The organism is Bradyrhizobium sp. AZCC 2289 (assembly GCF_036924615.1).
GTDB lineage: Bacteria > Pseudomonadota > Alphaproteobacteria > Rhizobiales > Xanthobacteraceae > Bradyrhizobium.
On the sequence record NZ_JAZHRY010000001.1, the window covers coordinates 2,394,331 to 2,417,552 of the forward strand.

The following is a 23,222-nucleotide window of genomic DNA, read 5'->3' on the forward strand; positions in this document are numbered from 1 at the left end:
ACGGGGGCGGCCATGACGGGATTTCTGCGCGCGGCGGCGTTCGCTGCAGCCTGTCTCCTGGGCGTCGTCGCCGGGAGCGTACAGGCATCCGCCGCCGATTATCCGAACCGCCCGGTGCGATGGCTGATCGGTTTCGCTCCCGGCGGCCCGGTCGATATCGTCGCGCGCATCATGGCCCAATGGCTCTCGGAACATTTCGGCCAGCAATTCGTGGTGGAGAACCGCGCCGGCTCCGGCGGCAATATCGCGACCGCGGCCGCCATCGGCTCATTGCCTGACGGCTATACGCTGCTGTTCAGCGGCGCCAACAACGCGATCTCGGCCTCGCTCTACAAAAAGCTGCCGTTCGACTTCATCCGCGACACCCTACCGGTCGCAAGCTTCATGCAAGTGCCCAACATGCTGGTGGTCTCGAATGCGATGCCGGTCAAGACCGTCCAGGAACTGATCGACTATTGCAAGGCCAATCCGGGCAAGGTGGCGTTCGCCTCGTCGGGCAACGGCACCACGGTGCACATGGCGGCCGAATTGTTCAAGGCGATGACCAAATGCGACATGGTGCACGTGCCCTACCGCGGATCGGCGGTCGCCTTCCCCGATGTCATCTCCAACAAGGTGCAGCTGATTTTCGACAATCTGCCCTCGGCGCTGGAACAGGCGCGCGGCGGCAGCGTGCGCGCGCTCGGCGTCAGCTCGCCGCAGCGCTGGCCCAGCGTGCCCGAGATTCCAGCCATCGCCGAAACCGTGCCGGGATATGAATCGAGCGTGTTCTACGGCATGTCTGCCCCCAACGGCACGCCGCCGGAAATCATCGACATCCTCAACAAGGCGGTCAACGAGGCCTTGAAGGATCCGAAGCTGGTGGCGCGGCTGGCCGAGATCGGCGGGGTCCCGAAGCCGCTCACTCCGGAAGGATACGGAAGGCTGATTGCCGACGAGACCGAAAAATGGCGCAAGGTAGTCGAGTTCGCCGGCGTGTCGGTGGACTAGATCGTGTTCGAAACGTAGAACTGCAGCAACGAAGAAAATAACGGAAACCCCATGATCGGATTTTTACGCGTCAGTCTTTTCAGCCTGGTAGTTCTTGCAAGCCTCGCGACGGGCGTCGCGCCCTCCTCCGCCGCCGATTATCCCAACCGCCCGGTGCGCTGGCTGATCGGCTTTGCTGCCGGCGGCCCGGTCGATATCGTCGCCCGCATCATGAGCCAGTGGCTGTCGGAGCGCTTCGGCCAGCAGTTCGTGGTCGAGAACCGCGCCGGCTCCGGCGGCAATATCGCCGCTGCCGCGGCGATCAGTTCGCCGGCCGACGGCTATACGCTGCTGTTCGTCGCGCCCAACAACGCGATCTCGACCTCGCTCTACAAGAAGCTGCCGTATGATTTCATCCGCGACACCGTGCCGGTCGCCAGCATCATGCAGCTCACCAACATGCTTGTGGTGTCGAACGCGATGCCGGTGAAGACCGTCCAGGAATTCATCGACTACTGCAAGGCCAATCCGGGCCAGATCTCGTATGCCTCCTCGGGCAACGGCACCTCGGTGCACATGTCGGCCGAACTGTTCAAGGCGATGACCAAATGCGACATGGTGCATGTGCCCTACCGGGGATCGGCGATCGCGTTTCCGGACATCATCTCCAACAAGGTGCAGCTGATCTTCGACAATCTGCCCTCGGCGCTGGAGCAATCGCGCGGCGGCAGCGTGCGCGCGCTCGGCGTCACTTCGCCGCAGCGCTGGTCCACCGTGCCCGAAATCCCCGCCATCGCCGAGACCGTGCCGGGATTCGAATCGGTCGGCTTCTACGGCATCTCGGCGCCGAAGGGCACGCCGCCGGAGATCGTCGACCTCCTCAACAAGGCCATCGGTGAGGCCCTGAAGGACCCCAAACTGGTGGCGCGGCTGGCCGAAGTCGGCGGCATCCCCAAGCCGATGACCCCGGCCGAATTCGGCAAACTCATCGCGGACGAGACCGAGAAATGGCGGAAAGTGGTCGAATTCGCCGGCGTTTCGGTGGATTGAAGGTGGCATTGCGGGATCGCGGGTCACCCTGTAAACGATCCCGGCACCGTTGCCGGCCGCGCCCCGCGGCCGCCGCGGCGGGGCCTGTAGCTCAATGGTTAGAGCCGGCCGCTCATAACGGTCTGGTTGCAGGTTCGAGTCCTGCCGGGCCCACCAAGAAAATCAATTACTTAGTGAAGGAGCAGATTTTCTTGCGGACCGCTTCGCGGGCCGTTTCAACTTTGCTCCTCCGCGCTTCTCCCTCGCTTGCCGAGACTCCGTACCGCACGCCGAAACCTGACGGCACCAACCGCATGCCGAAGACGGTAGCGCGTGTCCAACCGGCTACTTTGCGACTGGTCGCTGGTGCGAGGCGTTTCATAAAGACACTCCGTACCGCCACGCCGAAGGTCACGGGAGCAACCTATCCTCCCGGTTTCTTCGACGACGACGGCCTCGGCGGCGTCCTTGGCCTGATTCTTGGTCTCGGCGATCACGACCGCGACCGCCTGGCCCACGAAGCGCATGGTCTCCGGCGCCATCGCCGGCCACGCGCCCATCTTCATCGGCGAGCCGTCTTTCGAAGTAACTGCCCAGCCGCAGATCAAATTGCCGACCTTGTCGTCGACGATCTGCTGGCCGGTCAGCACCCCGACCACGCCCGGCATCTTCATCGCCGCGGACGCGTCGATACTCTTTATCTTGGCATGCGCGTGCGGGCTGCGGATGAAGTGTGCATGGGTCAGGCCCACCAGCTTGAAGTCGTCGACGTAACGGCCCTTGCCGGTAATGAAACGGCGATCCTCCTTGCGCACGACGCTTGCGCCAATGCCTTCAACGCCCAAGTCCTATCCTCCCAACCGGAGTTATTGTTTCCGCCATTTCGATCGAAACGCGGCGGTCTTGAATTTGGGTAGCCTGCGGCAGCTATTCCGCCGCTTGCGAAACCTTCATGCGGTCGGCCGCATCGAGCACCGATTTGACGATGTTGTGGTAACCGGTGCAGCGGCAGATGTTGCCTTCGAGCTCTTGCCGGACGGTTTCCTCATCGAGCTTGCCGCTACGGCGGCGCACGATGACCATCGTCCGCCCACGTCGGTGGCCGTTTTCGACGCACTATTTCGGTCAACCAAAATTCTGGCGCTAACGGGGAGCGATCTACTTGGTTGTCGGTCAAGAGCGTCGCGCACGCTCGTGCAATGGTTAAGCGCCCCTCCCCGAGCCCGGTTCCAAACCGATGGATTCTCTATTTTTTTATCAGTCACGGATCCTGTTTGCGTACGAATGGCCTGTGTGTACCGAAAACCTAAACCCTGAGGTAGTGGTGATGAAGTCCGCCCAGGATGGCAAGTGACCTGACCACGCCGGTTCGCTGACTGGGCGAGAAACGGGCGCATCCTTATCCAGGGCCAAGTGCGTCCGCGTCTCATTATAGTAGCGAGCGTAAGATTTCAGAATCCGGCGCAGACACATCTACTGGCACGGCCCAGATCGTTGCTGGGATGCGACTCCGACACGACGCCCCAGCCTCCAAAAGGCTCAGCAAAAAACTCCCGCCCGTCAAAAAACTCCCGCTCGTGAAGTTGAACAATCGACTGACCAGCCCAAGTGGCGCGATTCCGGGTCGGAAGTGCTGGTTGACAACGGACCTGTGCAGCCGCTCGGGGTGACCGCGGATGCTCGTCGTGATGGGGACGACGATGCTGTCGCCGGCAAGCCATGGATAGATCGTTGGGTGGACACGGAGCCATCCCCTCTTGCCGCGCGCTGGGTTGATATCGCAGCGGTGGAGCGGCCGCCCATCATCGAACGCAAAGCGGAGCGGTCGGTCAGGCCGGACGGTGTGGTGCTGGTGTTCGTCGTGTTCGTCGTGCTGGCGCTCGGGACGATCGAGGTTGTGAACCGCCGCCCGATCTATGCATGGCCGCCATCAGGAAGAACGACGTAGCGCTCTGCCCTGCGCATTGAACGCCATCTGGGTACAGGATCGACTGCGACACAGCTCCTTGTTGTCGGCGTCGGTGACGCGGACAGCACGGCCTTTGGGTACGACAGCGTGGTGCATGCACTCGCAGAGTTTGACGGTCGCACCGTGGTAGCAGCGCGCCGCGGCGCGACTGGCGCCGCGCCGATTCGCCCTGCGCGCTAGTGACGTGTAGCGCGCAGCACGAACGTGGTTTGGGTCATCCTGGCCACGAAGCCTTCGAGATGCACAACTCTCTGCCTGGCCAATTCGCTGTGGAGTTCGTGAATCTTCCGCGACTCAGCAAAAACGGTCTCGAAAGCCTGCTTCGCGAATTCCGTCTGAACCTCAAACGCCTTATCGAGCGACCGTGCGGCCGCGAGCTTCTCCAGGAAGGACCAGGTGAGTTCGACCGATTTCCCGGTGTAGGCGCCATAGGCATTGGCGATCGTTGCAATGCTGACCGCTACGGGCTCGGCCGATACGGTAGGGACGGTCGGGATGATATCAGTTGCGGAAGTTTCACGTGGAGAGATGTCGATCGACGCGACCGGTGCGCTGATCTGCTCGTTGATCTGTTCGTTGATCTGTTCTTGGGCGTCCTGCAAATGATCCGGCCTGGGCTCCGCCTCGGGGCCTTGTTGTTCGCCGGCTTGCTTCCGCGGCTCGACCTTCCTGCCCTGCCGCTCTGTCTTCCCCTTGCGCGGGCTGGACTTCCCGATTGCTTTATTCCCACCTGCATTCAACATTGGGATCGCTCCAGATTTCAAGTATGAATCAAGCCACAAGCCTTCGTCCTGTTTGTGCTGGATTCGCGGTTGTGCCTTGTTCCTCGCGTGACGGTCGTGTGTCTACATTTTGAAGAATGAACTCCAGCGGGCATCTTGCGCCCCTCTCCGGCGGCCCAGCGGAGCAGGGCTTGACCTGTCGCGAGCGATTGGCGGATGACGTTGCGCTATTCCGTCCTGTGCGCTGAAAGCCATTTGGGGACAGGATCGAGCTCGTTTGCCAGCTGATCGGCTCTGTCGGTGCTCGAATTTTAACCCGGCTGCTAGTGCTAACTTAAAATGCCCTGCTCAGTGCGTGGTGAGATTCCACTGCACGCGGGTAGCAGGGACTTTTCCGTTTTGTAGATCGCTAGAGTCCGCTGTGGGGAACCACTGCTGCATCAGATTGAAATTAACCATTTGTTAACCCTACGGTCGCCTAATGCAAATGATTTGGAGGGAATTTGACTCACCATGTCGGCCCCCTGCGACGCGAACGAAGTCTATGCCTTTGTCGGCCGATCTTGCCTTTTCGTTCGTTAGCCAGGCTGGCAGTTCGCGTTCCGGCTGTCCTACGCGGAGCAAAAAATGTTCGGAGAGAACGACTTAGTGGACAATCTCAGCCGCGATCTCGATCGCGCGCGCGGAAAGCGCGACGCACTTGCATCTGATGTCACGGCACTGACGGCTCAGATCGCCGAAATCGAAGCCCGCCTTTCTGAGGAAAAAAAACGGCGGGAACGCAATCACGTCTTAGGCGAAATCGAAGCGATAAAAAAACGAATCATACAAACTGCCAGCGCGTTTGCGCCTGTCGTCAGTGAGCTCTGCGAGGCGACCGAGATGGCGGCGGCAGTCGTACCCGAAGCTCGCGAGCTTAATAACTTTCTATCGTCCGTCGCCGCCGAAGTTGAAACCGTAGTCGATCCCTTATTGCGCGAACTGGACCGACGCGCGGATGCGGTGCGAGTCGGCCACGCTGCACTGGATCTCCCGTGTTTAGCCAACGAGGCGCCGACCGAACTGCCAAAAGATAATAATGATCGCTTACTTCGCTTAATCCGCTTTCCAATATGGCTGTCTCGCTCCAAGGAGGTGGAAAAAAGAGAAACTGCGGAGAACCCGCACAGCACAGCTGCGTGAATTATCGGTGCGCGCGGACCTCACAGAGCCTCGATGCTCATTCGCAGGTTTGGCGGGCCGAAATCGGCTATGATAGGCCTCTGTGGGGAAAGCTCGCGATAACAAGCCATCCCCATTTGCAGTTGCAAAAGAGCGAGCTGCCCCCTCCCAATGTTGGCCCTCCTCTGTTCCCAGTCGAGTATTTTCCAGCGATCCGCGCGATCCGTACTTCGCTCGCGTGCAAAACCGCATGAGAAGAGTTGCGCCCGTTCTTGCGACGGCTCAGTTGGCCTTGCGGCGCAGGAAGGCCGGGATATCGAGAACGTTTTCCTCGATCAAATTACGCGCAGGAAAGGAGCGACCGTACGGATCGAGGCCCTCCGGAGCCGCGGGGCGCGCATATTCCGCATTCGGGTTTGCCGCCCACCCTTCGGGGTGTCGGGCCGCTGGGAGGACCAGCGGACTCTCTAATTGCGGCAGCAGTGGACTACGCTCGATGCGGCCGGCGATGCGACGGCTGTCGTTGCGCAGCCTGCCGGCGAGTTCCGTGAGTGAGCTTTCCGCTGCTTGCGTCTGGTGCGCCGGATCGAGATTATCGATGCCTGTCGCCACCACCGAGACGCGGACGATACCTTCCAGACCTTCATCGAAAGATGCGCCGACGATGATGTTGGCGTCTTGGTCGGCCTCTTCGCGAATGCGGGTGGCAGCTTCGTCGACCTCGAATAACATCAGGTCCTTGCCGCCGGTGATGGAGATTATGAGGCCACTGGCGCGTTTGATCGAGGGATTCTCGATCAATGGATTGGAAATCGCAGCCACAGCGGCGTTGAGCACGCGCTTCTCGCCAGAAGCCTCGCCCCTGCCCATCATGGCCTTGCCCTTCTCGCGCATCACGGCGAGAACGTCAGCAAAATCCAGATTGATGAGACCTTCCTTGACGATAAGGTCGCTGATGCAGGCGACACCCGAATAAAGCACCTGATCGGCCAGGGCGAAGGCATGGGCGAACGTGGTCTTTTCGTTGGCCACCCGGAACAGGTTCTGGTTTGGGATGATCAGCAGGGTGTCCACCACCTTCAGCAATTCGGCGATGCCGGCTTCGGCAAAACGCATGCGGCGCTGGCCCTCGAAGTGGAATGGTTTGGTGACTACACCGATGGTGAGAATGCCAAGCTCACGTGCGGTCTTGGCGATAATGGGGGCTGCACCGGTGCCGGTACCGCCGCCCATGCCGGCAGTAACGAACACCATGTGTGCACCGGTCAAATGATCGCGGATCGCATCGATTGCCTCTTCGGCTGCGGCGCGCCCCACTTCGGGCTGCGAGCCGGCGCCAAGGCCTTCGGTCACCCGGGTACCCATCTGGATGACGCGCTTGGCCATCGACATGGTGAGCGCCTGTGCGTCGGTATTGGCGACGATGAAGTCGACGCCTTGCAGCCCGGCCGCGATCATGTTGTTGACGGCATTGCCGCCGGCGCCGCCGACCCCAAACACGATAATACGCGCCTTCATCTCGCGAATATCGGTGATGTCGGTCATTTTTGCCTCACGTTGCTCCGGCGAGCTGGGGAATGAGAGGACACGGCTTGCTACCTACAAGCCTTGCGGTCTGCTTCCACTATGGTCGCGGCTAGATATCCCAGTCGGCGTGCAGCTTGTCCGTGGCTGTCGACCGAGCCGCCAGCTCGCAGAGCCGCCACCTCATCTTCAAGCCGTGCGGTCACTTCCTTAGCTGCCATAGTCTCGGCAGTCGCCTGCAGCAGCTCAACCGTCAGGCGAGCGGAGCGCTCGCACTCGCGCTCGAAATCTGCTCTGTCATCCGCTGCCCTTGCTTCGAGCCGCACGATCTCCGCCTTCAATGCCTCGATCTTTGCCGCAAATGGGGCGACCATGGCTGCCTGGCGACCACGTGGCGGCCGGGGCGTATGCTGTATTTCAGCGAGATCAACGCTCACTAGGGCTTTGCCATCATCCGAAAGTGAGCGCGGCAACCGGCGTCGCTTGGCAAGCGAACGAGCGGCCTCTGGCGAGACTGTCAGGCGGGCACCTAGAGCGGTATATGTCAGCGCCTCAACGGACATCGGCTGTTCTCCTAGAACGAACCGGACGGTAATCGGCTGATGATGACCGGGCGATGACCGCAAGCTAGGCTGCGTTGGTTAACAGATTATTAACGGGCGCCGCGACGAGGCACACTTCGACGCTGCTATCGACTACAAGAGCGGAAGACGTTGGCGCTCGCGCAGATTATAACAATTGGGGTCACGTCACTCACCCTCACGGATTGCAAAATCGAACGAAACGTTTGCAATCGTCAAAATACAAGGGCGAACGCTTCCCCACGTTACGCGGACGTTCTGCAAAATGCTTCGTGAAGTCACGCCGTCGTATGCGAAGATACGAGAACAGCACGGAGAGCTCCGAACTAACAGTCCGCTTGAAGCGCTCACTCGCCCCTTTGCTTATCTAAGCGCGAACATCAATCGAGCGACACGCGAATGCCCGCTTTGCGCGAGAAGCAGTCATTCGAGCTTTGGCTACGGTCCATGATCGGGGCCGCGGCGTAACAGCAAAAACACGCTCCGCTATCTAGTTGTCGCGTGAAACTCTATCTCGCCAGCGAAGAGTTTTTTGCGCCCGGGAGGCGCATCGCTTGCGCATCACCATCCTAGCAACGATTGCTTATGGTAATGCTACGGTAACAGGCATTGGTCGTAGTGGAGAGTATTAGCGAATGGCGCCATTCAGAATAAAACTACGAACTCAATGCTATTGAAATAGCTATCTAATTCGATTCCGAGCCTCTGCAACTCAGGTTAACGTCCCTCGACGGAGGGAGACGCATCAATCGCCCGTGGCGTCGATTACTCACAGGTTCGAGCAGACGGCCATCGCGCTGGTCCACGTGCAGGGCAGGTTCTGATTCGAGAACGGACGGCAACGATCTCCGTCGCGTACAGGCGACGCTATCCCTTTTGCATTCCGGTGATGGAAGCGCTGACGGCGCGAGGATCGCGACTCGGCCAGCGCTCGCTTTCGACCTGGGAAAGGAAATCGCCGACGATCCGATTGTATTCACCCGGCTCTTCAATATTGATGGCATGACCCGCGTTCGGCATCACCACGAGGGCTGCCGATGGAATGCTTTGCTTCATGAGGATGCCCGGCAAAAGGCACGGCCAGTCCTCATCGCCGGTGATAATAAGCGTCGGCACGATGATGCGCCGCATTTCTTCGACTAGCATATAAAGCGACGGGCGCTCCTTCTGAACACCCTGCTGAGTGTTAGCTGATCCGACCGCGGAATGCTCGGCCAGCATCGCTTTGAACTCGGCGTGGCCGCGGGGGTCCTTGTTTTCATACTGAACGCGGGTCGGCCCATAAGCGTATCGTTCGGCGAATGCCGGCATGCCGTCGGTCCGTATCATGCCGGCTATCACGTCGGCTTCGGCCCGGAATGTGTCGCGCTTGTCGAGTTCTGCGCCGTAACCGCAGCCACCGATACACAGTGACAGCGCTCGATGCGGATGTCGCAGACCGAAATGGAGCGTCGCGAATCCACCCATCGACAGTCCGATAACATGCGCCTGCGGCTCGCCGAGATGATCGAGCACAGCGAGGATGTCATCGGCGGCGCGAGCCTGCGAATAGGAGGAGACGTGCTCCGGCACGTCGGACGGCGGGAAACCACGTGCGTTGAAGGCGATGGCACGATAGCGTTTTCCAAAATGGCGCATCTGCGGCTCGTAGCTGCGCAAATCGCCGGCGAATTCATGAACCAGGATCAGCGGACGGCCCGATCCGGTTTCCTCGAAATACAGGCGCACTCCGTCGTCCGTGGTGGCATAGGGCATGTCGGTCTCCGTCCAGCTATTGGTTTATCGTTGCGCCGAGTCGGGGCGAGCCGGCGGCCTGGTTCGCTGCAAATAGGTGCCGTGGCCTTTGGCGCCGACCAGGACGCCGTCATCGACGACCACGCGCCCGCGGACCATGGTCAGGACCGGCCAGCCCGTCACTTCGAGCCCTTCATACGGTGTATAGTCCGAACCGTCGTGGACGAGGTCGTGGCGGATCGTGACCTTTCGTTTCGGATCCCACAATGCGATGTCGGCGTCCGATCCCACCGCTATCGTTCCCTTGCGCGGATAGAGACCATAAATCTTGGCGTGATTGGTTGCGGTGAGCGCGACGAAAGCATTGAGGTCAATTCGGCCCTTCACGACGCCTTCCGAGAACAGGATCGGAAGACGCGTCGCTACGCCTGGAATTCCGTTCGGCACCCACCGGAAACTGGTACGCCCCTTGGGCGCGAGCTTGCCGTGCGGATCGTCGTAGCGGAACGGACAATGGTCCGAAGAGAACACCGAGAAAACGTTCTGCTGCAGGCCTTCCCAACACGCCTTCTGACTGTCAACGTCGCGTGGCGGCGGCGAGCATACGTATTTGCTGCCTTCCATGTTCAGCTGGTCGAGGTCTTTCTCCGTCAGAACCAGGTATTGCGGGCAAGTCTCGCCCATCACATTGAGTCCGCGTTGCTGGGCGCGGCGGATTTCTTCCATCGCCCCGCGGTTCGATACGTGCACGATCATGATCGGCACGTCGACGAGTTCGGAAAGCGAAATGGCGCGATGCGTGGCCTCACGCTCGACCGGGATCGGCCGCGAGGTCGCATGAAAGCGCGGCGCGGTGTTGCCGGCACGCTCGAGGCGGTCGGTGAGGAAGCGGATGGCATCGAAATTTTCCGCATGCACCATCAGCACCGCGCCGGTCTCGCGCGCGACCGCCATCGTTTCGAGAAGCTCGCGGTCCGAAAGCGCCATGCCTTCATAAGTCATGAACACCTTGAGCGAGGTGTAGCCATCCTGCACCAGCGCCGGCAGTTCCTGCCCGAGCACCTGATCCGTCGGATCGGTGACGATGAGATGAAAGGCAACGTCGACATGACATTCTCCGTCCGCCTGCGCGTGGTAATTCCGCAACGCCTCGCGGAGCGTTTGGCCTTTCTGCTGAAGACAAAACGGCAGCACTGTGGTGTTGCCGCCGAATGCCGCCGAACGCGTGCCTGTGGCAAAGCCGTCGGCCATGACGATGCCGTCGCCCGAGGGCTGGGCGAAGTGAACATGGCTGTCGATGCCGCCCGGCAAGACCAGCCGATCCCTCGCGTCGATGATCGTTTCCGCCGCCCCGAGATCGTGGCCCAGCGCCACGATTCGACCGTCACGGATGGCGATGTCGCAGGCAAACGTGTCTGCGGCGGTTGCAATCGTGCCGCCGCGAATGATGGTGTCGAACGGCATCAGAGCGACCCTCCTTTCGCGTCGGAAGACCGCCTGTGCTCGATCACCGCGGCCAGTGCCTTCGCCAATCCGATCGTCGGCTTCGGATCCGGGCGACGAAACGTCCCGGCGGTGGCCTTGCGCGGCTTGAGCGTGACCAGCGTCTCAGCCTGGCGCACGGCGGCCGCGGTCGGATCGACCACCGGGACCGGAATTCGATCACGGACCTTGTCTGCCAGGCCAGCCAGCGGTGCGCCGGACAAAATGACGACATCGGCATCGTCCTGTTCGACCGCGCGGTTCGCCAGTGAAACCAGCATGTCCTCTTTCTCGGCCTGGACATTGGAAATGGACTCGAACGTGCCGTCGAGCGTGCGTATGCCGGCGCAGCGGGCATCGAGCCCGTGCATGGTGACGCATTCCTGATACCAGGGCGCCAGCGCGCGAGCGAACGTCACGATGGAAAACCGGCGACCCAGCATACAGGCTGTCAGCATCGCCGCTTCGGCAAGGCCGACGACCGGAATGTCGAACAACTCTCGCGCCCCGAACAGGCCGGGATCTCCAAACGCTGCGATGATCGCGGCGTCGACGCTGGAATCGGCCGCAGCCAGCATTTCGAGCGCAATCGCGCCGCCGATCTGTGCTTCGGCCCGGGTGGCGATATAGGGCACGCCGCGCTCGGCGGTCGCTGCAACCAGTTCGGTTCCCGGCGAAATGACCTTTGTGCCGGCGCTATAGAGCAGATCGGTCACGGCGCGGGTGGTGTTGGGATTGAGCAGCAGGATCTTCACGGACCGGCCTTTCTCGTCATTGCGGCCCGGACATTGCGCGGCGGTTTCGCGGCATCCGCATCGTCCGCCTGCATCGGCAGCGCACTGGCCACGACCTCACCGGTGCGGCGGACATGGTGCCCAAGCAATTGTCCTGCACGGCTGGCGTCGCCAGCCTTGAGGGCTTCCAGAATCTCCTGATGATCGCGTACCGATTCATCCCATCGTCCGAGAACCGACAGGCCAAAGAAGCGCGCGCGCTCCGCGCGCGGCAGCAACACGTCATGGGTGGCCTTCAGCACGCCGTTGCGGGCAAAACCGACGATGGCGCGGTGAATTTGCTGGTTGATCTCAAAATAGTGACGCATTTCGCCGCGGCCGTGATGCCATTCGATGCTGGCCTGCAGCGCCTCGAGCTGCTCCAGATCGCGCGGCTCCATCCGTGTTGCGGCGAGTTCCGCCGCGCATCTTTCGATGCCGCTCAGCGCCTCGAACAGTTCGGTCAATTCGTCACGCCGCAGCGGCGCGACGATGGCAGTTCGGTTGAGGCGAAGCTCGACCAGACCTTCGGATGCCAATTGCTTCAGGGCTTCGCGCAACGGCGTCCGCGAGACCCCGAGCGCATCGGACAGATCGGCTTCAAGCAATTGTTGTCCGGGCGCAAAATCGCCGCGGACGATCAACAGACGAAGCCGTGTCGCGGCCCGCTCATGGAGGCCGGTTCGCGGCACACGGAGCAGCCGTCGCGGAAGCGCCGCCACATCCCGTGGCCGCTTGGGCCGGGTCTTGGCCTTGGTCCCGATCGCGGTCGATTTCGTACGGTTCATGAGGATTGGTGCCTTTGAGCATCCCGGGGACGATCCACGAGCGGGCTCGCGGGACCCGCGAGACCAGGCCTCGTGAACAAGCTACCCCAGCCCTGGATACGCCGCGGATCTATTCCGGCCGCGATCAAGCACGCCCACAGCGTTACCGCAATCGAATCGAATACCGGGACTCCGAGCTGCTGTTCCAGACGATGCGCCACTCCGGCGCCGCGCATGTTGGTGCAGACCACGGCTACGGCGTCGCAGCCCTCGCGCACGACGTCTTCGATCAAGCCGGCCACCTCGGCTTCCGGCACTTCCGCGAACGAAAAATTGTCCTGCAGCGAAAGGTGCCGCTCCGCGACACACTGCAGTCCTTCGGAGCCCCAGTTGGCAATGATCTTGTCCTGGACTTCCCTGCGATAGGGCGTCACCAGTCCGATGCGCGTCGTCCCGAGGCGCCGGAACAGATCGCGATAGGCGAGCACGGTGGTGCACGCGCGGATGCCGGTCGCCTCGGTTATACGTTCGCACAAGCGCTCGTCCCGCTCGAACCCCAGCCAGCTTGCCGATGTTCCGTTCCAGGCAATGATGTCGACTTTGGCATGCGCCAGAAGCTCTGCCGCACGCAGGATTTCACTGTCGTCGAATTGGCGCAGCGCGGTTTCCGACAAGGCGATTTCAGTGACCTTGAAGCGCGAGAAATGCACCGAGATATCCGTACTGCCGGCCAGCATCGCGTTGGTGATCGGCTCAAGCGCGGTGTTGGACGATGGGGTCAGCATACCGAGACGGACCGGCCGCGTGATCATACAAAGCCTCATGACTATGAACCCGGTGGGGCGGTCATCTCCACCCCACCGATACCGTGTTCAGACCGGCAATTTGCGACTGTAATCGATCAAGGTCGAACAGATCAGCAGCGCAACGCCGGCGGCGGCAAAGTACATCAACGCCAGGAAATAGGATCCGGTAGCCTGAACGATCAAGCCGACGATCAGCGGCGTCAGGATGCCGGCAATGTTGCCGCCGAGATTCATGCACCCGCCGAGGAATCCGGATTTTCCGCGACCCGCGAGCGCGGAGGGAATGGCCCAATACATCCCGCACCAGCGCAGGAAAAACAGGGTGGCGGACAGCAACACCACGACGGCGACCGGATCTGTCACATAGGCCACGAAGAAGATCGATATCGTGGCTAATATGGCGGCAATGCCGAACAAGGTCCGGAATACCAGGTTTGGCGAACCTCCGCGGCTGCGCCAGAAGTCACCAATCCAGCCGCCGACCAGTTCGCCGACAAAGCCGGAGAAGAATATGATGAAGGAAGCTCCGCCCAGCGTCTTGATGTCAAAGTGGTGAACCTTGAACAGATAGGTCGGCATCCAGGTCAGCAAGCCATAAAAGGTGGTGTTGAAGAACATCCAGCCGAGGCACATGCACCAGACCGAGCGATACCGGAAGTAGGACATCCAGCTTCCGCCGCGCGACGCCGGGGTGGCTGCGTCTTCCAGCGCGTGCGACTGTTCGATGTAACGCGCCTCCGCTTCATTGACTGACGGATGCTCCCGCGGCGCGTTGCGAATGTAATACCAGGCCAGCAGTCCGCACAGCATGGTTCCGACACCGGCGATGACGAAAGCGATGCGCCAGGAATTGAAGGCTGCAATCAGCCACGCGATCACGATCGAGCCCAGTGCCGCGCCCAGCGGTGCGCCACCGTCGAGGAGCGTCGCACCGCGCCCCCGCTCGGTCTGCGTCATCCAGATGGCATTGAGCTTGCCGCCCGCGGGATAAATCGGCGCTTCCGACGCACCCAGTCCAAGCCGGGTCAACAGCAACACCGGCCAGTTCGTGGCCACCGCCGCAATAGCCTGGAACGCTCCCCAGAAAATCGTCGCCGATGCGATGACGATTCGCGGCTTGAAACGATCCGCAAGCATGCCGCCTGGAACCTGCATGAACGCGTAGGTCCAGAAGAACGAGCTGAGAATCAAGCCCTGCATCGCAGGATCGAGATCGAATTCCTTGGAGATCAGCGGCATCGCGACCGAGAGCGACGCGCGGTCGATATAGTTGATCGAGATCAGAAACAGCATCAGAAGAAAAATCTTCCAACGAACACCGGTTGGTTTGGCTACGTCGGTCGCCGCGACGGCTGAGATTGTATTGCTCATTATTCTCTCCAATTACCGGCAATCGAAGTCTGGTTTATTTGGCGCGTATCAGCAATCATTTTTTGTATGTTGTATACGATATTGTGTAAATAATTGATATTGTGGTAAAATTGACAGATTGTGGTCTGTGCCTAGTGTCTGGCAATCGCTATGCCGGATGGGTTTCGCGCGGCCGAACCGCCAACCAGCGGGCGACGGCTGTGCAAGGTTGCGGGCCATCTCGTTCGCCTGCGTAGCGTGCGGGGGAAAACAACAAAATTCGCGCGTCTAGCGCGCTTCCCAAGCTGGCCGAAGAGGTTCTTGCTCTGACCAAGGTCAACTGGAACACCACCCAGTTTGACCAGAAACTTCCGGCTCCCATCAAGGCTGCCCGCGAAGTCGGGCGCATTCTCAAGCATATCATCAGGCACTTGGCCGTTCCTTTGATGAATTCATGATCACGGGACCAGGTCAGCCGGGACAAGACAAGCTGGAGATGCTTGCGGCCAGTGGTTCATCGGTTAGCGGTGCAGCGCTTTCGGAGGCCGCTCATGAAGCATGGCAGGTCATTTGGGGGCAATTCGCCGCGACACTCCCAGAACAGAGCGACGCATGGGTCGTCATACGCGCGATAGACAGCACCTTCTATGAGGTCACGTCGTCGGACGAAGCGGTACTCAATGCCGTCCGATCGACTTATGAGGACGTGAGAGTTGCATCCGGCCCTGCGACTTCCGCTCCGATTGAGCGCATCTAAAGCGGAGGGAAGCAAGCCTTGAGTGCGGCGATGGGTCAACAACCGGACGCCGTCGCTCCATCCGGCCTTGCCCGCTCGACCCCTGACAGCATACCTTGTGGCGATCACTTCGCATGTCGGCTTGGGCCCAAGCTGAAATCCGATCTGGAGGTGGCATGACACATTGGACCGAAAGTGTCGTCGTAATTTTGCTGGCAAGTTTTTCCGGCGTCGCGAGCGCGCAGGTGAGATGCGACGCGATACCTCACGGACCGGCGCGCACCGATTGCTATCTCGCCCTAAGTCAGCTCTATCGGGGACAATCGGACCTTGCCGCTGCCAGAGCGCGCGTTCAATCAGACGCCGCGTGGTATCGGGCAATTACGGGGACAGACCCGCCAAAACATAGACTGCAGCGTCAGCAATAAAGCTGTCGATACCGTCAGGGTGAGTCAGTGGGTGACTTCTGGTGTGGGTCATTCGCGTCGATTTGGCCCAGTCTCGATCATGCCCGATCTGCCCCTGAAAGCCGACGCCAGGCCATGGATCGGGCTCATCGCGTACGGACCAAATCCAGACTCATGACCGAAGCAAAAGGGCGTTCTATTCGATCACCTCGTCGACGCCAGTGAGCACGGATCATTCGGGAAACCCCGCTTTCGGAAGAGCCTCAATCGACGGCTTCATGTTTGCTGTCCCGCCCCGAGCGATCCACGCAGGTATTGTGAAGGCGGGATCGACCTCAAGCAGACGCGCCGCGGCCTCACGGGCCTCAGCATCACGTCCCAGATGGGCGGAAGCGGACGCGAGCGTTTCGCCATTCCGCGGACCCGCAGCGCGTGACGACAAGCCTTCTGCGACCGAACATCTCGCGTTTGCGAGATACCACTTGGCCGATGCGCCTGTTAGCTCAATACCGTCGTTGACCGCACGGCCCGCTTCCCAGCGCAGCATTTTCATGCATACTTTGCGCAACCGTCGGAAGGGACGTGCGCATGGCCCAGGTCCTTCAGGCTGAGGGGAGGCCGCGGCAAGATCCCCAGAAGCTGCCCGCCGCCGCGGTGCTGACGGCACTTGGAGTTGTCTACGGCGATATCGGCACCAGCACGCTGTACGGGCTGAAACAGGCCGTCGCCGCCGGCGGGGCGCCCACGCCAGAAACGGTCACAGGCACCGTGTCGCTTATCTTCTGGGCGCTTCTTCTCATCGTCGGACTCAAATACGCCATTCTGATCCTGCGCGCCGACAATCATGGTGAGGGCGGCATCGTGGCTCTGCTCGCGCTGTTGGATGCAAGGCACGCACCGCGCGGAGGCGCGCGCGCCTCCCTGCTCGTCGTCGGCCTGATCGGGGCAGCCTTGCTCTATGGCGATGGCGTGATCACGCCGGCGATCTCGGTGCTCAGCGCCGTCGAAGGTCTGAAGATCGACGCTCCCGCCCTGGCACCAATGGTCGTTCCCATCACCATCGCGATCCTCGTCGGCCTGTTCCTGGTGCAGCGCAAGGGAACGGAGTTCGTCGGCAACATTTTCGGGCCGGTGATGTTCGTATGGTTCGTCGCAATTGCCTTGCTCGGCCTCAAGGGCATCATGCAAAGCCCAGCCATCCTCGCCGCGATCAGCCCCCATCATGCCGTTCTCTACCTCAGTCACGCGGGACCCGGCATCGCCTTCGCCGTGCTCGGCGCCGCCTTTCTGACGCTCACGGGCGCGGAGGCCATGTATGCCGACATGGGCCATTTTGGCCGGCTGCCCATCCAGCTTGGGTGGTTTGCGATCGTGTCACCCGCCTTAATGCTCAATTATCTCGGCCAGGGAGGGTTGCTTCTGGCCGATCCCCATGCGGCCGAGAATCCGTTCTACCTGCTCGTGCCGCGATGGGCGCATTACCCGATGGTGGCGTTCGCGACCATCGCCACCGTGATCGCCTCACAAGCCATCATCTCGGGCGCGTATTCGCTCACCCAACAGGCAATGCAACTCGGCTTCCTGCCTCGCATGCGGGTGCACCACACGGCAAGCCATGAGAAGGGGCAGATCTACATCCCCGTGGTGAATTGGCTGCTGGCGGCCGGCACGCTCACCGCCGTGCTCCAGTTCGGCTCGTCCGACGCCCTCGGCGGGGCCTATGGCATCGCCGTCGCGATGCTGATGGCGATCACCACGGTGCTGGCCGCTCTCGTCGCCCTGAGATGGGGCTACAACCCGCTTCTGGTCGTGGCGGTGAACGGGTTCTTCCTCGTCATCGAGGTGGTTTTCGTTGCCGCGAACATGACGAAGCTGGTCGAAGGCGGCTGGTTCCCGCTCCTGCTGGCAAGCGTCATTGCATTCCTCATGCTGACCTGGCGCACCGGATGGCAGTTGCTTGAGCAGGAGCGCTCCAAGCTGCGCCAGCCGGAGGACGCGTTCATCGAGTGGGTCATCAACACGCCGCCCATACGGCTGCCCGGGGCGGCGGCGATCTTCACCGCGGCGACCACCGGGATCCCGCTCTGCCTGACCCATCACCTGCGGCATAATCGCGTGCTGCATGAGCGCGTGCTGTTTATCGCGTCTATCATTGTCGACGAGCCGCGGGTCGAAGCCAGTGAGCGCGTCAAGCTTGTCCCGGTCGGCGCGGGCATTACGCGCGTCCTCTTCCATTTCGGTTTCATGGAAACACCTGATGTGATGGAGGGACTGAGGCTTGCCTGCCGCAAGCCCGAGCTTGCCGGCATCGATCCCGATAACATTACCTACTATTTCAGGCGCGTGATGGTGATCGCGACCGATAAAGTAGCGGGCATGGCGGTCTGGAGAAAATCCCTGTTCGCCACAATGCACCTCAACGCCAACCTCCCGGCGGCGTATTTCGGAGTTCCGCCCGCGCAGGTCGTGGAGGTTGGCCTCGAAGTCGAAATATAGTGCTATCCACGGTCTCTGAGATTCGTCGACTTGCGAAGTCGCCGAGAAGCGGTCGAACGGCAGCCGCGCTACGATGTCGGCTGGGTCAGACGCGGGAAGTCCGGGCCGGCGCCAGCCGCGTCCGGTCTGCGCGCGGAAGCCGACGTATCCAATGGTCGCCGCGTTCTTCCAATCAGGGCCAGAAGCGGCCCTTGAACCCGTATTTGAGGCTCACGCTCGCCAGGCCGCGCTTTCGTTGGTTACGATCCACGTAATCCGCACGCCGCTGCAGTTCCGAGCGTTACCTCAACGCGCGCTGAAGGTGAGGCCGGCGCGCTCCTTCAGACGCTTGCGCAACGCCGGCCCCATCAGCGCGCCCGGCGTCCAGGTGCCGCCCTCGCCCTGCACGTCGCGCACGAGGCAGAGAGCGCTCTCGGCGATCATCTTGCTGGTCGAGCCGTAGCCCGGATCGCGGTCGCCCGTAACTACCGCTTCGACCCGTCGGCCATCCGGCAGCTCGCCCAGGAAGAGGATGTCGTAGAAGCCCTTCTCGCGCTCTTCCCGAGTCGGGCCTGCGCCGGGTTTGAGGCCGCCGGTCCTGAACAAGGAAACCATCGTGGCGAACGTCTCCGTCGACACGCGAGCGATTTCCCCAAATCCCGGCGCGACCATCATCTCGTCGTAAACGAAGTCCGTGCCGTAGGGATGACCCAACAGGAAATTCGTGCGGTGCACGTTCTTGGTGTTGATCGGCGCCATTGGGAACGGCACGAGCCACACGTTCATGCTCGGGTCGTAATGGGGGATGAGGCCCGACGGCTGAGACGGCCCGGTGAACCCCGGCGTCAACGCGAAGGGATCGGTCAGCAGCCGGATCAGGGCCGGGTCGCGCGCGGCGGCGGCCAACGTTGCCTGAGCGCTCGCCGCGGTGCCGCCAGACATGCCACCTTTCACGTTACGCAGGCGAGCTTTGACCCGCCGCGCCGGGCGTCCGAATTTCTCGCGCGCCTTCTCCTGCAACGTGAGCACACCGAGATCGAACGGGATGGAATCGAAGCCGCAGGAGAAGACGATGCGCGCGCCGGTCCGTTTCGCCTCTTCGTGATGGGCGTCGATCATGCGCCGCATCCAAGCCGGTTCGCCGCACAGATCAACATAGGCCGTGCCCGTGGCCGCGCAGGCCGCCACAAGCCCGGGACCGTGGAGCTGATAAGGCCCGACCGACGTGATGATCACGGCCGCACGCTCGCACATCGAACGCAGGCTGGCCGGCTCGGCGGCATCCGCCTTAACCAAAGGCAAATCGCCCGGTGCGCCGATGTCGGCACGCACCCTCTGGAGCCTGTCGGTCGAGCGTCCTGCGATCGCCCAGGACGGAGCATCGTCGCCGCGATAGGACGTCGCCAGATATTCGGCGATGAGACGGCCAGTGTAACCCGTCGCGCCATAGACGATAAGGTCGAAGTCTCGCTTCACGACGTTGGTCCTCCTCGAGACCCGGGAGAGCTATCTTCAGGTCCGTGTGCAATCGCAGGACAGGAGGACGCTCAGCACGAGCAGCAAGTGCCGTTTGAGGTCCGCCGCTTCATTGAACCGTCCCATCGCGTTTGACGGAGGATACCACAGTTCCCGCCTTGGGGCGCGCAACGTCCGGTTGGGGTCATCCGCGTCAGTTTGACCGGACACCGGCGCACTCCGGTCTACCCCGGTGAACGGACATTCTCAGGATAGGCGGGCATGTATCAAGGGTGCCAACAGCAGCCTTCGCGGGCCATTTGGTGTAAACGGATACCCAAAGGGCGCAGGTCGTCTGTCCGTTTAGAACGGGTAATTGGCCAGCGGTAAAGCCAACAGCAAGGTGGACTATGTTGAAGCACTGGCTCATTGACCTCATTGGTCACGTTTCCGGTCTCAGCGATGCACAACTTAGGCAAATTGAGAAATCGTTGCCGGCGAGCAAGGCGCTGATCGATCTTCTCAATCGGGCACAGCCGATCATCGAACAGGCGCACAAGCTGTACGCAGAAGCTGAGCCGCTGATCGATGAAGCAATGAAAGAGTGGCAGACTGTCGGCCCCGCGGCGCAAATTTTGATCGATGTTATCGGGCATCATGTCAACAAAGGGAGTTCGCCGGCAGAGGCCGCTGAGGCAGTCCGCACTGCGCTTGACGGCTCAATCAAGAGCGTCGCCCAGGATCATTGGATCGATCAGCGAATGAGCTGCGTAACCGTGTTTGGGGGAACTGGCTTTGTTGGCCGTCGCGTCGTGCGCTATTTGTGCGAGTCCGGCGCCAAGGTGCGCGTCGCCTCGCGGCATCCCAGGGGGGGTGAGGGCGACGACGTCAAACAGATCGCCACCGACGCACACGACGAGCGCTCCGTAGAGGCCGCCGCTGCGGGCGCCGATGGCGTGGTCAACGCCATTAGCCTGTACGTCGAGCACGGAAGCGATACATTTCATTCGGCGCACGTCGAAACGGCCGCTAGGATCGCGAGCGTAGCGCGGCGGGTCGGGGCCAAACGGCTAGTTCACCTATCAGGAATCGGCGCCGACGCGGCCTCGCCTTCGCCTTATATTCGCAGTCGCGGCGAAGGCGAGGCGGCCGTGCAGGCCGCATTCCCTGGCGCGGTTATCATACGCCCAGCAGTGATGTTTGCGTCGGACGACGGCTTTCTCACGACAATTCTCAGGCTGCTTCGGGTCCTGCCGGCTTATCCGATATTCGGCGACGGCAGGACGAGGCTCCAGCCGGCGTACGCGGATGATGTTGCTGCGGCGATTACACAAGTTCTGCGGCAGAGCAAAAAGCCGTATCCTGTCTACGAACTGGCCGGCCCACGCGTCTATTCATACGAGGAGTTGTTGCGAACCATTGCCCGTACCGCAGGTTTGCGGCCGGTGCTGATGCGAATGCCGTTTGCCTTATGGGAGGCACTTGCCGGCGTCGCTGAAATCTTGCCGCACCCGCCCCTCACCCGCAATCAGGTCGAGCTTATGCAGATCGACACCACAGCCTCGGACAACTTGCCGGGGTTTCGTATGCTCGGCATTTCGCCGCGATCGCTCGAAGAAGAACTCGAAGCGATGCTCAAGCAAAGCAAATGAGGAAACTCAGCAAAATTGCGATCGGACAGCGAGGAAGAAATGGTGCCGACCGACATCTGACGCGACGGTGCGATGTCCGAGTTGGGGTCACTCGCGTCGTTTTTGCCGCCCACCCACACGCCGCATAGGTTCGCTCAGTCGCCGACCCCTTCATCCAAATCAACCTCATCAGCAATCGCGGCGACCGCTGCGTCCCAACTCAATTCTGGGTGTTGCAGCAGATACTCGGCGACGCTTTCGCGAAGATCGACCGGCGCGACAAGGTCGTCCTGATCCTGAATATCTTCGATTGCTTTCTCGACTATCTTCTTCAGCCGCGCGCTTCTGACAAAGAGGCGGTAGGCATAGCCGAGCAGATCGTCCTGCGGAATCACCTTTCTGATTCCGTGCTCGACGAGCTTGCCTTCGATGAAGCCGACCAGTTGGTCCGAGGTCAGTGCATTCAGCTCAGGGTAGCGCCGCATCCAGTTCACCAAGCTCTGCACCAGCTCGGTGCCGATTGCCGCCTACCGGATCAGGCTGAACGTGCCATCGAGCGCCGGGGCCAGGGTGACGTTGGTCTCGTTGCAGGCCGGCATCAGGTGACGGCCGTTGTCGCCGCCGACGCCGTCATTGCCGGCGCGATGTCCGCGTTGCACCCCAGAGCGGACATTCGCCGATATGACCGCGATGTCCGCTTTGTGCCAAAAACGGAAATGCGCTGTCGTAAGCTCTCAGTAAGCCACATCGATCTAGTCGGTTAAGCCTCTCGAGCAGAATTAACTGCGGGGAGTAACAGACCGACCAAGATGCCGATGATCGGGATCACAACGAGGCCGCCGTTCACTCCATCCAATTCGGTATCGGTGAGTTCTCGGTGATCGAGCTTTGAGTTGTCGTTAGTGTCGCTCATCATCTTTCTCCATGCAAGCCAGCGCGGATCATCCCTCTGTCGGGACTGGCTGGTCACCACCACTGCGGCACCCACGCACAACCCACCCACACATCCGGCGGTCCTGCAGGCGTGCCCCCACCTGTGTTGCGTTATTGGTCTGGGCGATAAGGTTGCCGAAGTCGAAGACGCCGCTGCTCACCGCATCCAGTTCGTCGTTGCTCAGTTCTCGTTCCGTGTTCATGTTCGAAGTGTCGTTGGTCTTGCTCACGGTCTTCTCCATTCAAGCCAGCGCGGACCAACCGTCGCTGGTGCGTACCCGCCAGAGAAGCAAAATGAAAAAGAGCACACCAGGCGCAGGGGGTAAGAGTTCGCGCTGGCCGCGCTTAGCTCCAACTAGAAGAGTTTGTTCCACACCCACTTGGCCGCACTGGCAACATCGCTACTCGTTACTTTGTGGCCGAAGACCTCGACGGAAACGTCGCCACCAGACACCGCTTCGAGTTCCTGAGGGGACAATTCATCGCGCACGTCCAAAACTTCGCTCTTCGCAGTGATTACATGAGTAGTAGTCTTGCTCATCATCTTCTCCATTCAAGCCAGCGCGGACCATCCGTCGCTGTGCGGGCACACTGGCCCAACGCTTCCGCCGCTACTGTGACCCTAGTCACATGTCGCTGTTGTCGTCGTCGGTCGTGATGACGCGATGAGCGCGAAGGGCTTGCGGATGTCTGCATCACGCTCAGAAGCGGACATTTG

Annotated in this window: 22 protein-coding genes, 1 tRNA gene and 2 pseudogenes; 7 read left to right on the plus strand and 18 right to left on the minus strand. The window is 61.1% G+C overall.

Features of this window, described 5'->3' with window-relative positions; genetic code table 11:
- Positions 1-12 precede the first annotated feature (12 nt).
- The 3 genes from V1289_RS11665 to V1289_RS11675 all read left to right on the plus strand — a co-directional run bounded on the left by V1289_RS11665 (position 13) and on the right by V1289_RS11675 (position 2,175).
- Positions 13-990 (plus strand): Bug family tripartite tricarboxylate transporter substrate binding protein, encoded by a 978-nt coding sequence (locus tag V1289_RS11665; protein ID WP_334397095.1) that lies wholly within the window; start codon positions 13-15, stop codon positions 988-990.
- A gap of 51 nt (positions 991-1,041) precedes the next feature.
- Positions 1,042-2,019 (plus strand): Bug family tripartite tricarboxylate transporter substrate binding protein, encoded by a 978-nt coding sequence (locus V1289_RS11670; RefSeq protein ID WP_334397096.1) that lies wholly within the window; start codon positions 1,042-1,044, stop codon positions 2,017-2,019.
- 80 nt (positions 2,020-2,099) lie between these two features.
- Positions 2,100-2,175, plus strand: a tRNA-Ile gene (locus tag V1289_RS11675).
- Between the two features lie 263 nt (positions 2,176-2,438).
- Here V1289_RS11675 and V1289_RS11680 read toward each other — a convergent pair.
- A pseudogene (locus V1289_RS11680) lies at positions 2,439-2,843 on the minus strand (xanthine dehydrogenase family protein molybdopterin-binding subunit); the annotation flags it as partial.
- Between the two features lie 82 nt (positions 2,844-2,925).
- A pseudogene (locus V1289_RS11685) lies at positions 2,926-3,075 on the minus strand (2Fe-2S iron-sulfur cluster-binding protein); the annotation flags it as partial.
- 658 nt (positions 3,076-3,733) lie between these two features.
- On the opposite strand from V1289_RS11685, the gene V1289_RS11690 reads away from it, so the two are divergent.
- The gene (locus V1289_RS11690) at positions 3,734-3,946 is read left to right on the plus strand and encodes a hypothetical protein (RefSeq protein WP_334397097.1); all 213 of its coding nucleotides are present in this window, start codon (positions 3,734-3,736) and stop codon (positions 3,944-3,946) included.
- Between the two features lie 197 nt (positions 3,947-4,143).
- On the opposite strand, the gene V1289_RS11695 is transcribed toward V1289_RS11690, so the two are convergent.
- Positions 4,144-4,749, minus strand: a complete 606-nt coding sequence (locus tag V1289_RS11695) for a phasin family protein (RefSeq protein ID WP_334397098.1) — start codon at positions 4,747-4,749, stop codon at positions 4,144-4,146.
- Positions 4,750-5,316: 567 nt separating this feature from the next.
- On the opposite strand from V1289_RS11695, the gene V1289_RS11700 reads away from it, so the two are divergent.
- Complete coding sequence (locus V1289_RS11700; RefSeq protein WP_334397099.1) at positions 5,317-5,871, plus strand: hypothetical protein; 555 nt, start codon at positions 5,317-5,319, stop codon at positions 5,869-5,871.
- 261 nt (positions 5,872-6,132) lie between these two features.
- Here V1289_RS11700 and ftsZ read toward each other — a convergent pair whose 3' ends face one another.
- From ftsZ to V1289_RS11745, 9 genes are all read right to left on the minus strand, one after another.
- Positions 6,133-7,395 (minus strand): cell division protein FtsZ, encoded by a 1,263-nt coding sequence (gene ftsZ, locus V1289_RS11705; protein ID WP_442895988.1) that lies wholly within the window; start codon positions 7,393-7,395, stop codon positions 6,133-6,135.
- 50 nt (positions 7,396-7,445) lie between these two features.
- Positions 7,446-7,937 carry a hypothetical protein gene (locus tag V1289_RS11710; RefSeq protein ID WP_334397101.1) on the minus strand — a complete coding sequence of 164 codons (492 nt, stop codon included), beginning with the start codon at positions 7,935-7,937 and terminating at the stop codon, positions 7,446-7,448.
- An 885-nt stretch (positions 7,938-8,822) separates the two neighbouring features.
- The gene (locus tag V1289_RS11715; protein WP_334397102.1) at positions 8,823-9,710 is read right to left on the minus strand and encodes an alpha/beta fold hydrolase; all 888 of its coding nucleotides are present in this window, start codon (positions 9,708-9,710) and stop codon (positions 8,823-8,825) included.
- A gap of 24 nt (positions 9,711-9,734) precedes the next feature.
- Entirely contained in the window at positions 9,735-11,153 is a 1,419-nt protein-coding gene (gene hydA, locus V1289_RS11720) for a dihydropyrimidinase (RefSeq protein ID WP_334397104.1), read from the minus strand.
- Positions 11,153-11,926 (minus strand): aspartate/glutamate racemase family protein, encoded by a 774-nt coding sequence (locus V1289_RS11725; protein WP_334397106.1) that lies wholly within the window; start codon positions 11,924-11,926, stop codon positions 11,153-11,155. Before V1289_RS11725 ends, hydA begins: the two co-directional genes overlap by 1 nt.
- Complete coding sequence (locus V1289_RS11730; RefSeq protein ID WP_309179371.1) at positions 11,923-12,732, minus strand: GntR family transcriptional regulator; 810 nt, start codon at positions 12,730-12,732, stop codon at positions 11,923-11,925. The genes V1289_RS11725 and V1289_RS11730 overlap by 4 nt, the downstream gene beginning before the upstream one ends.
- Positions 12,729-13,520, minus strand: a complete 792-nt coding sequence (locus V1289_RS11735) for a maleate cis-trans isomerase family protein (protein ID WP_334407410.1) — start codon at positions 13,518-13,520, stop codon at positions 12,729-12,731. The genes V1289_RS11730 and V1289_RS11735 overlap by 4 nt, the downstream gene beginning before the upstream one ends.
- 63 nt (positions 13,521-13,583) lie before the next feature.
- Entirely contained in the window at positions 13,584-14,888 is a 1,305-nt protein-coding gene (locus V1289_RS11740) for an MFS transporter (protein WP_334397107.1), read from the minus strand.
- Positions 14,889-16,242: 1,354 nt separating this feature from the next.
- Complete coding sequence (locus tag V1289_RS11745) at positions 16,243-16,563, minus strand: hypothetical protein (RefSeq protein WP_334397108.1); 321 nt, start codon at positions 16,561-16,563, stop codon at positions 16,243-16,245.
- Positions 16,564-16,598: 35 nt separating this feature from the next.
- Between V1289_RS11745 and V1289_RS11750 the strand changes: the two genes are divergently transcribed.
- Positions 16,599-18,506, plus strand: coding sequence for a potassium transporter Kup (locus tag V1289_RS11750; RefSeq protein WP_334397110.1), 1,908 nt, complete (start codon positions 16,599-16,601; stop codon positions 18,504-18,506).
- 285 nt (positions 18,507-18,791) lie between these two features.
- Here the strand turns inward: V1289_RS11750 and V1289_RS11755 are convergent, their stop codons facing one another.
- On the minus strand, positions 18,792-19,961 hold the full coding sequence (locus tag V1289_RS11755; protein ID WP_334397111.1) for a saccharopine dehydrogenase family protein: 1,170 nt from the start codon (positions 19,959-19,961) through the stop codon (positions 18,792-18,794).
- 389 nt (positions 19,962-20,350) lie between these two features.
- On the opposite strand from V1289_RS11755, the gene V1289_RS11760 reads away from it, so the two are divergent.
- Complete coding sequence (locus V1289_RS11760; RefSeq protein WP_334397112.1) at positions 20,351-21,592, plus strand: complex I NDUFA9 subunit family protein; 1,242 nt, start codon at positions 20,351-20,353, stop codon at positions 21,590-21,592.
- A 134-nt stretch (positions 21,593-21,726) separates the two neighbouring features.
- Here V1289_RS11760 and V1289_RS11765 read toward each other — a convergent pair whose 3' ends face one another.
- From V1289_RS11765 to V1289_RS11785, 5 genes are all read right to left on the minus strand, one after another.
- Positions 21,727-22,065, minus strand: coding sequence for a hypothetical protein (locus V1289_RS11765; protein WP_334397113.1), 339 nt, complete (start codon positions 22,063-22,065; stop codon positions 21,727-21,729).
- A gap of 33 nt (positions 22,066-22,098) precedes the next feature.
- Positions 22,099-22,230 carry a hypothetical protein gene (locus tag V1289_RS11770; RefSeq protein WP_334397115.1) on the minus strand — a complete coding sequence of 44 codons (132 nt, stop codon included), beginning with the start codon at positions 22,228-22,230 and terminating at the stop codon, positions 22,099-22,101.
- 101 nt (positions 22,231-22,331) lie between these two features.
- Complete coding sequence (locus V1289_RS11775; RefSeq protein ID WP_334397117.1) at positions 22,332-22,484, minus strand: type II secretion system protein; 153 nt, start codon at positions 22,482-22,484, stop codon at positions 22,332-22,334.
- Positions 22,485-22,512: 28 nt separating this feature from the next.
- Positions 22,513-22,734, minus strand: coding sequence for a hypothetical protein (locus V1289_RS11780; RefSeq protein WP_334397118.1), 222 nt, complete (start codon positions 22,732-22,734; stop codon positions 22,513-22,515).
- Between the two features lie 125 nt (positions 22,735-22,859).
- The gene (locus V1289_RS11785) at positions 22,860-23,045 is read right to left on the minus strand and encodes a hypothetical protein (protein ID WP_334397119.1); all 186 of its coding nucleotides are present in this window, start codon (positions 23,043-23,045) and stop codon (positions 22,860-22,862) included.
- Positions 23,046-23,222: the final 177 nt, after the last annotated feature.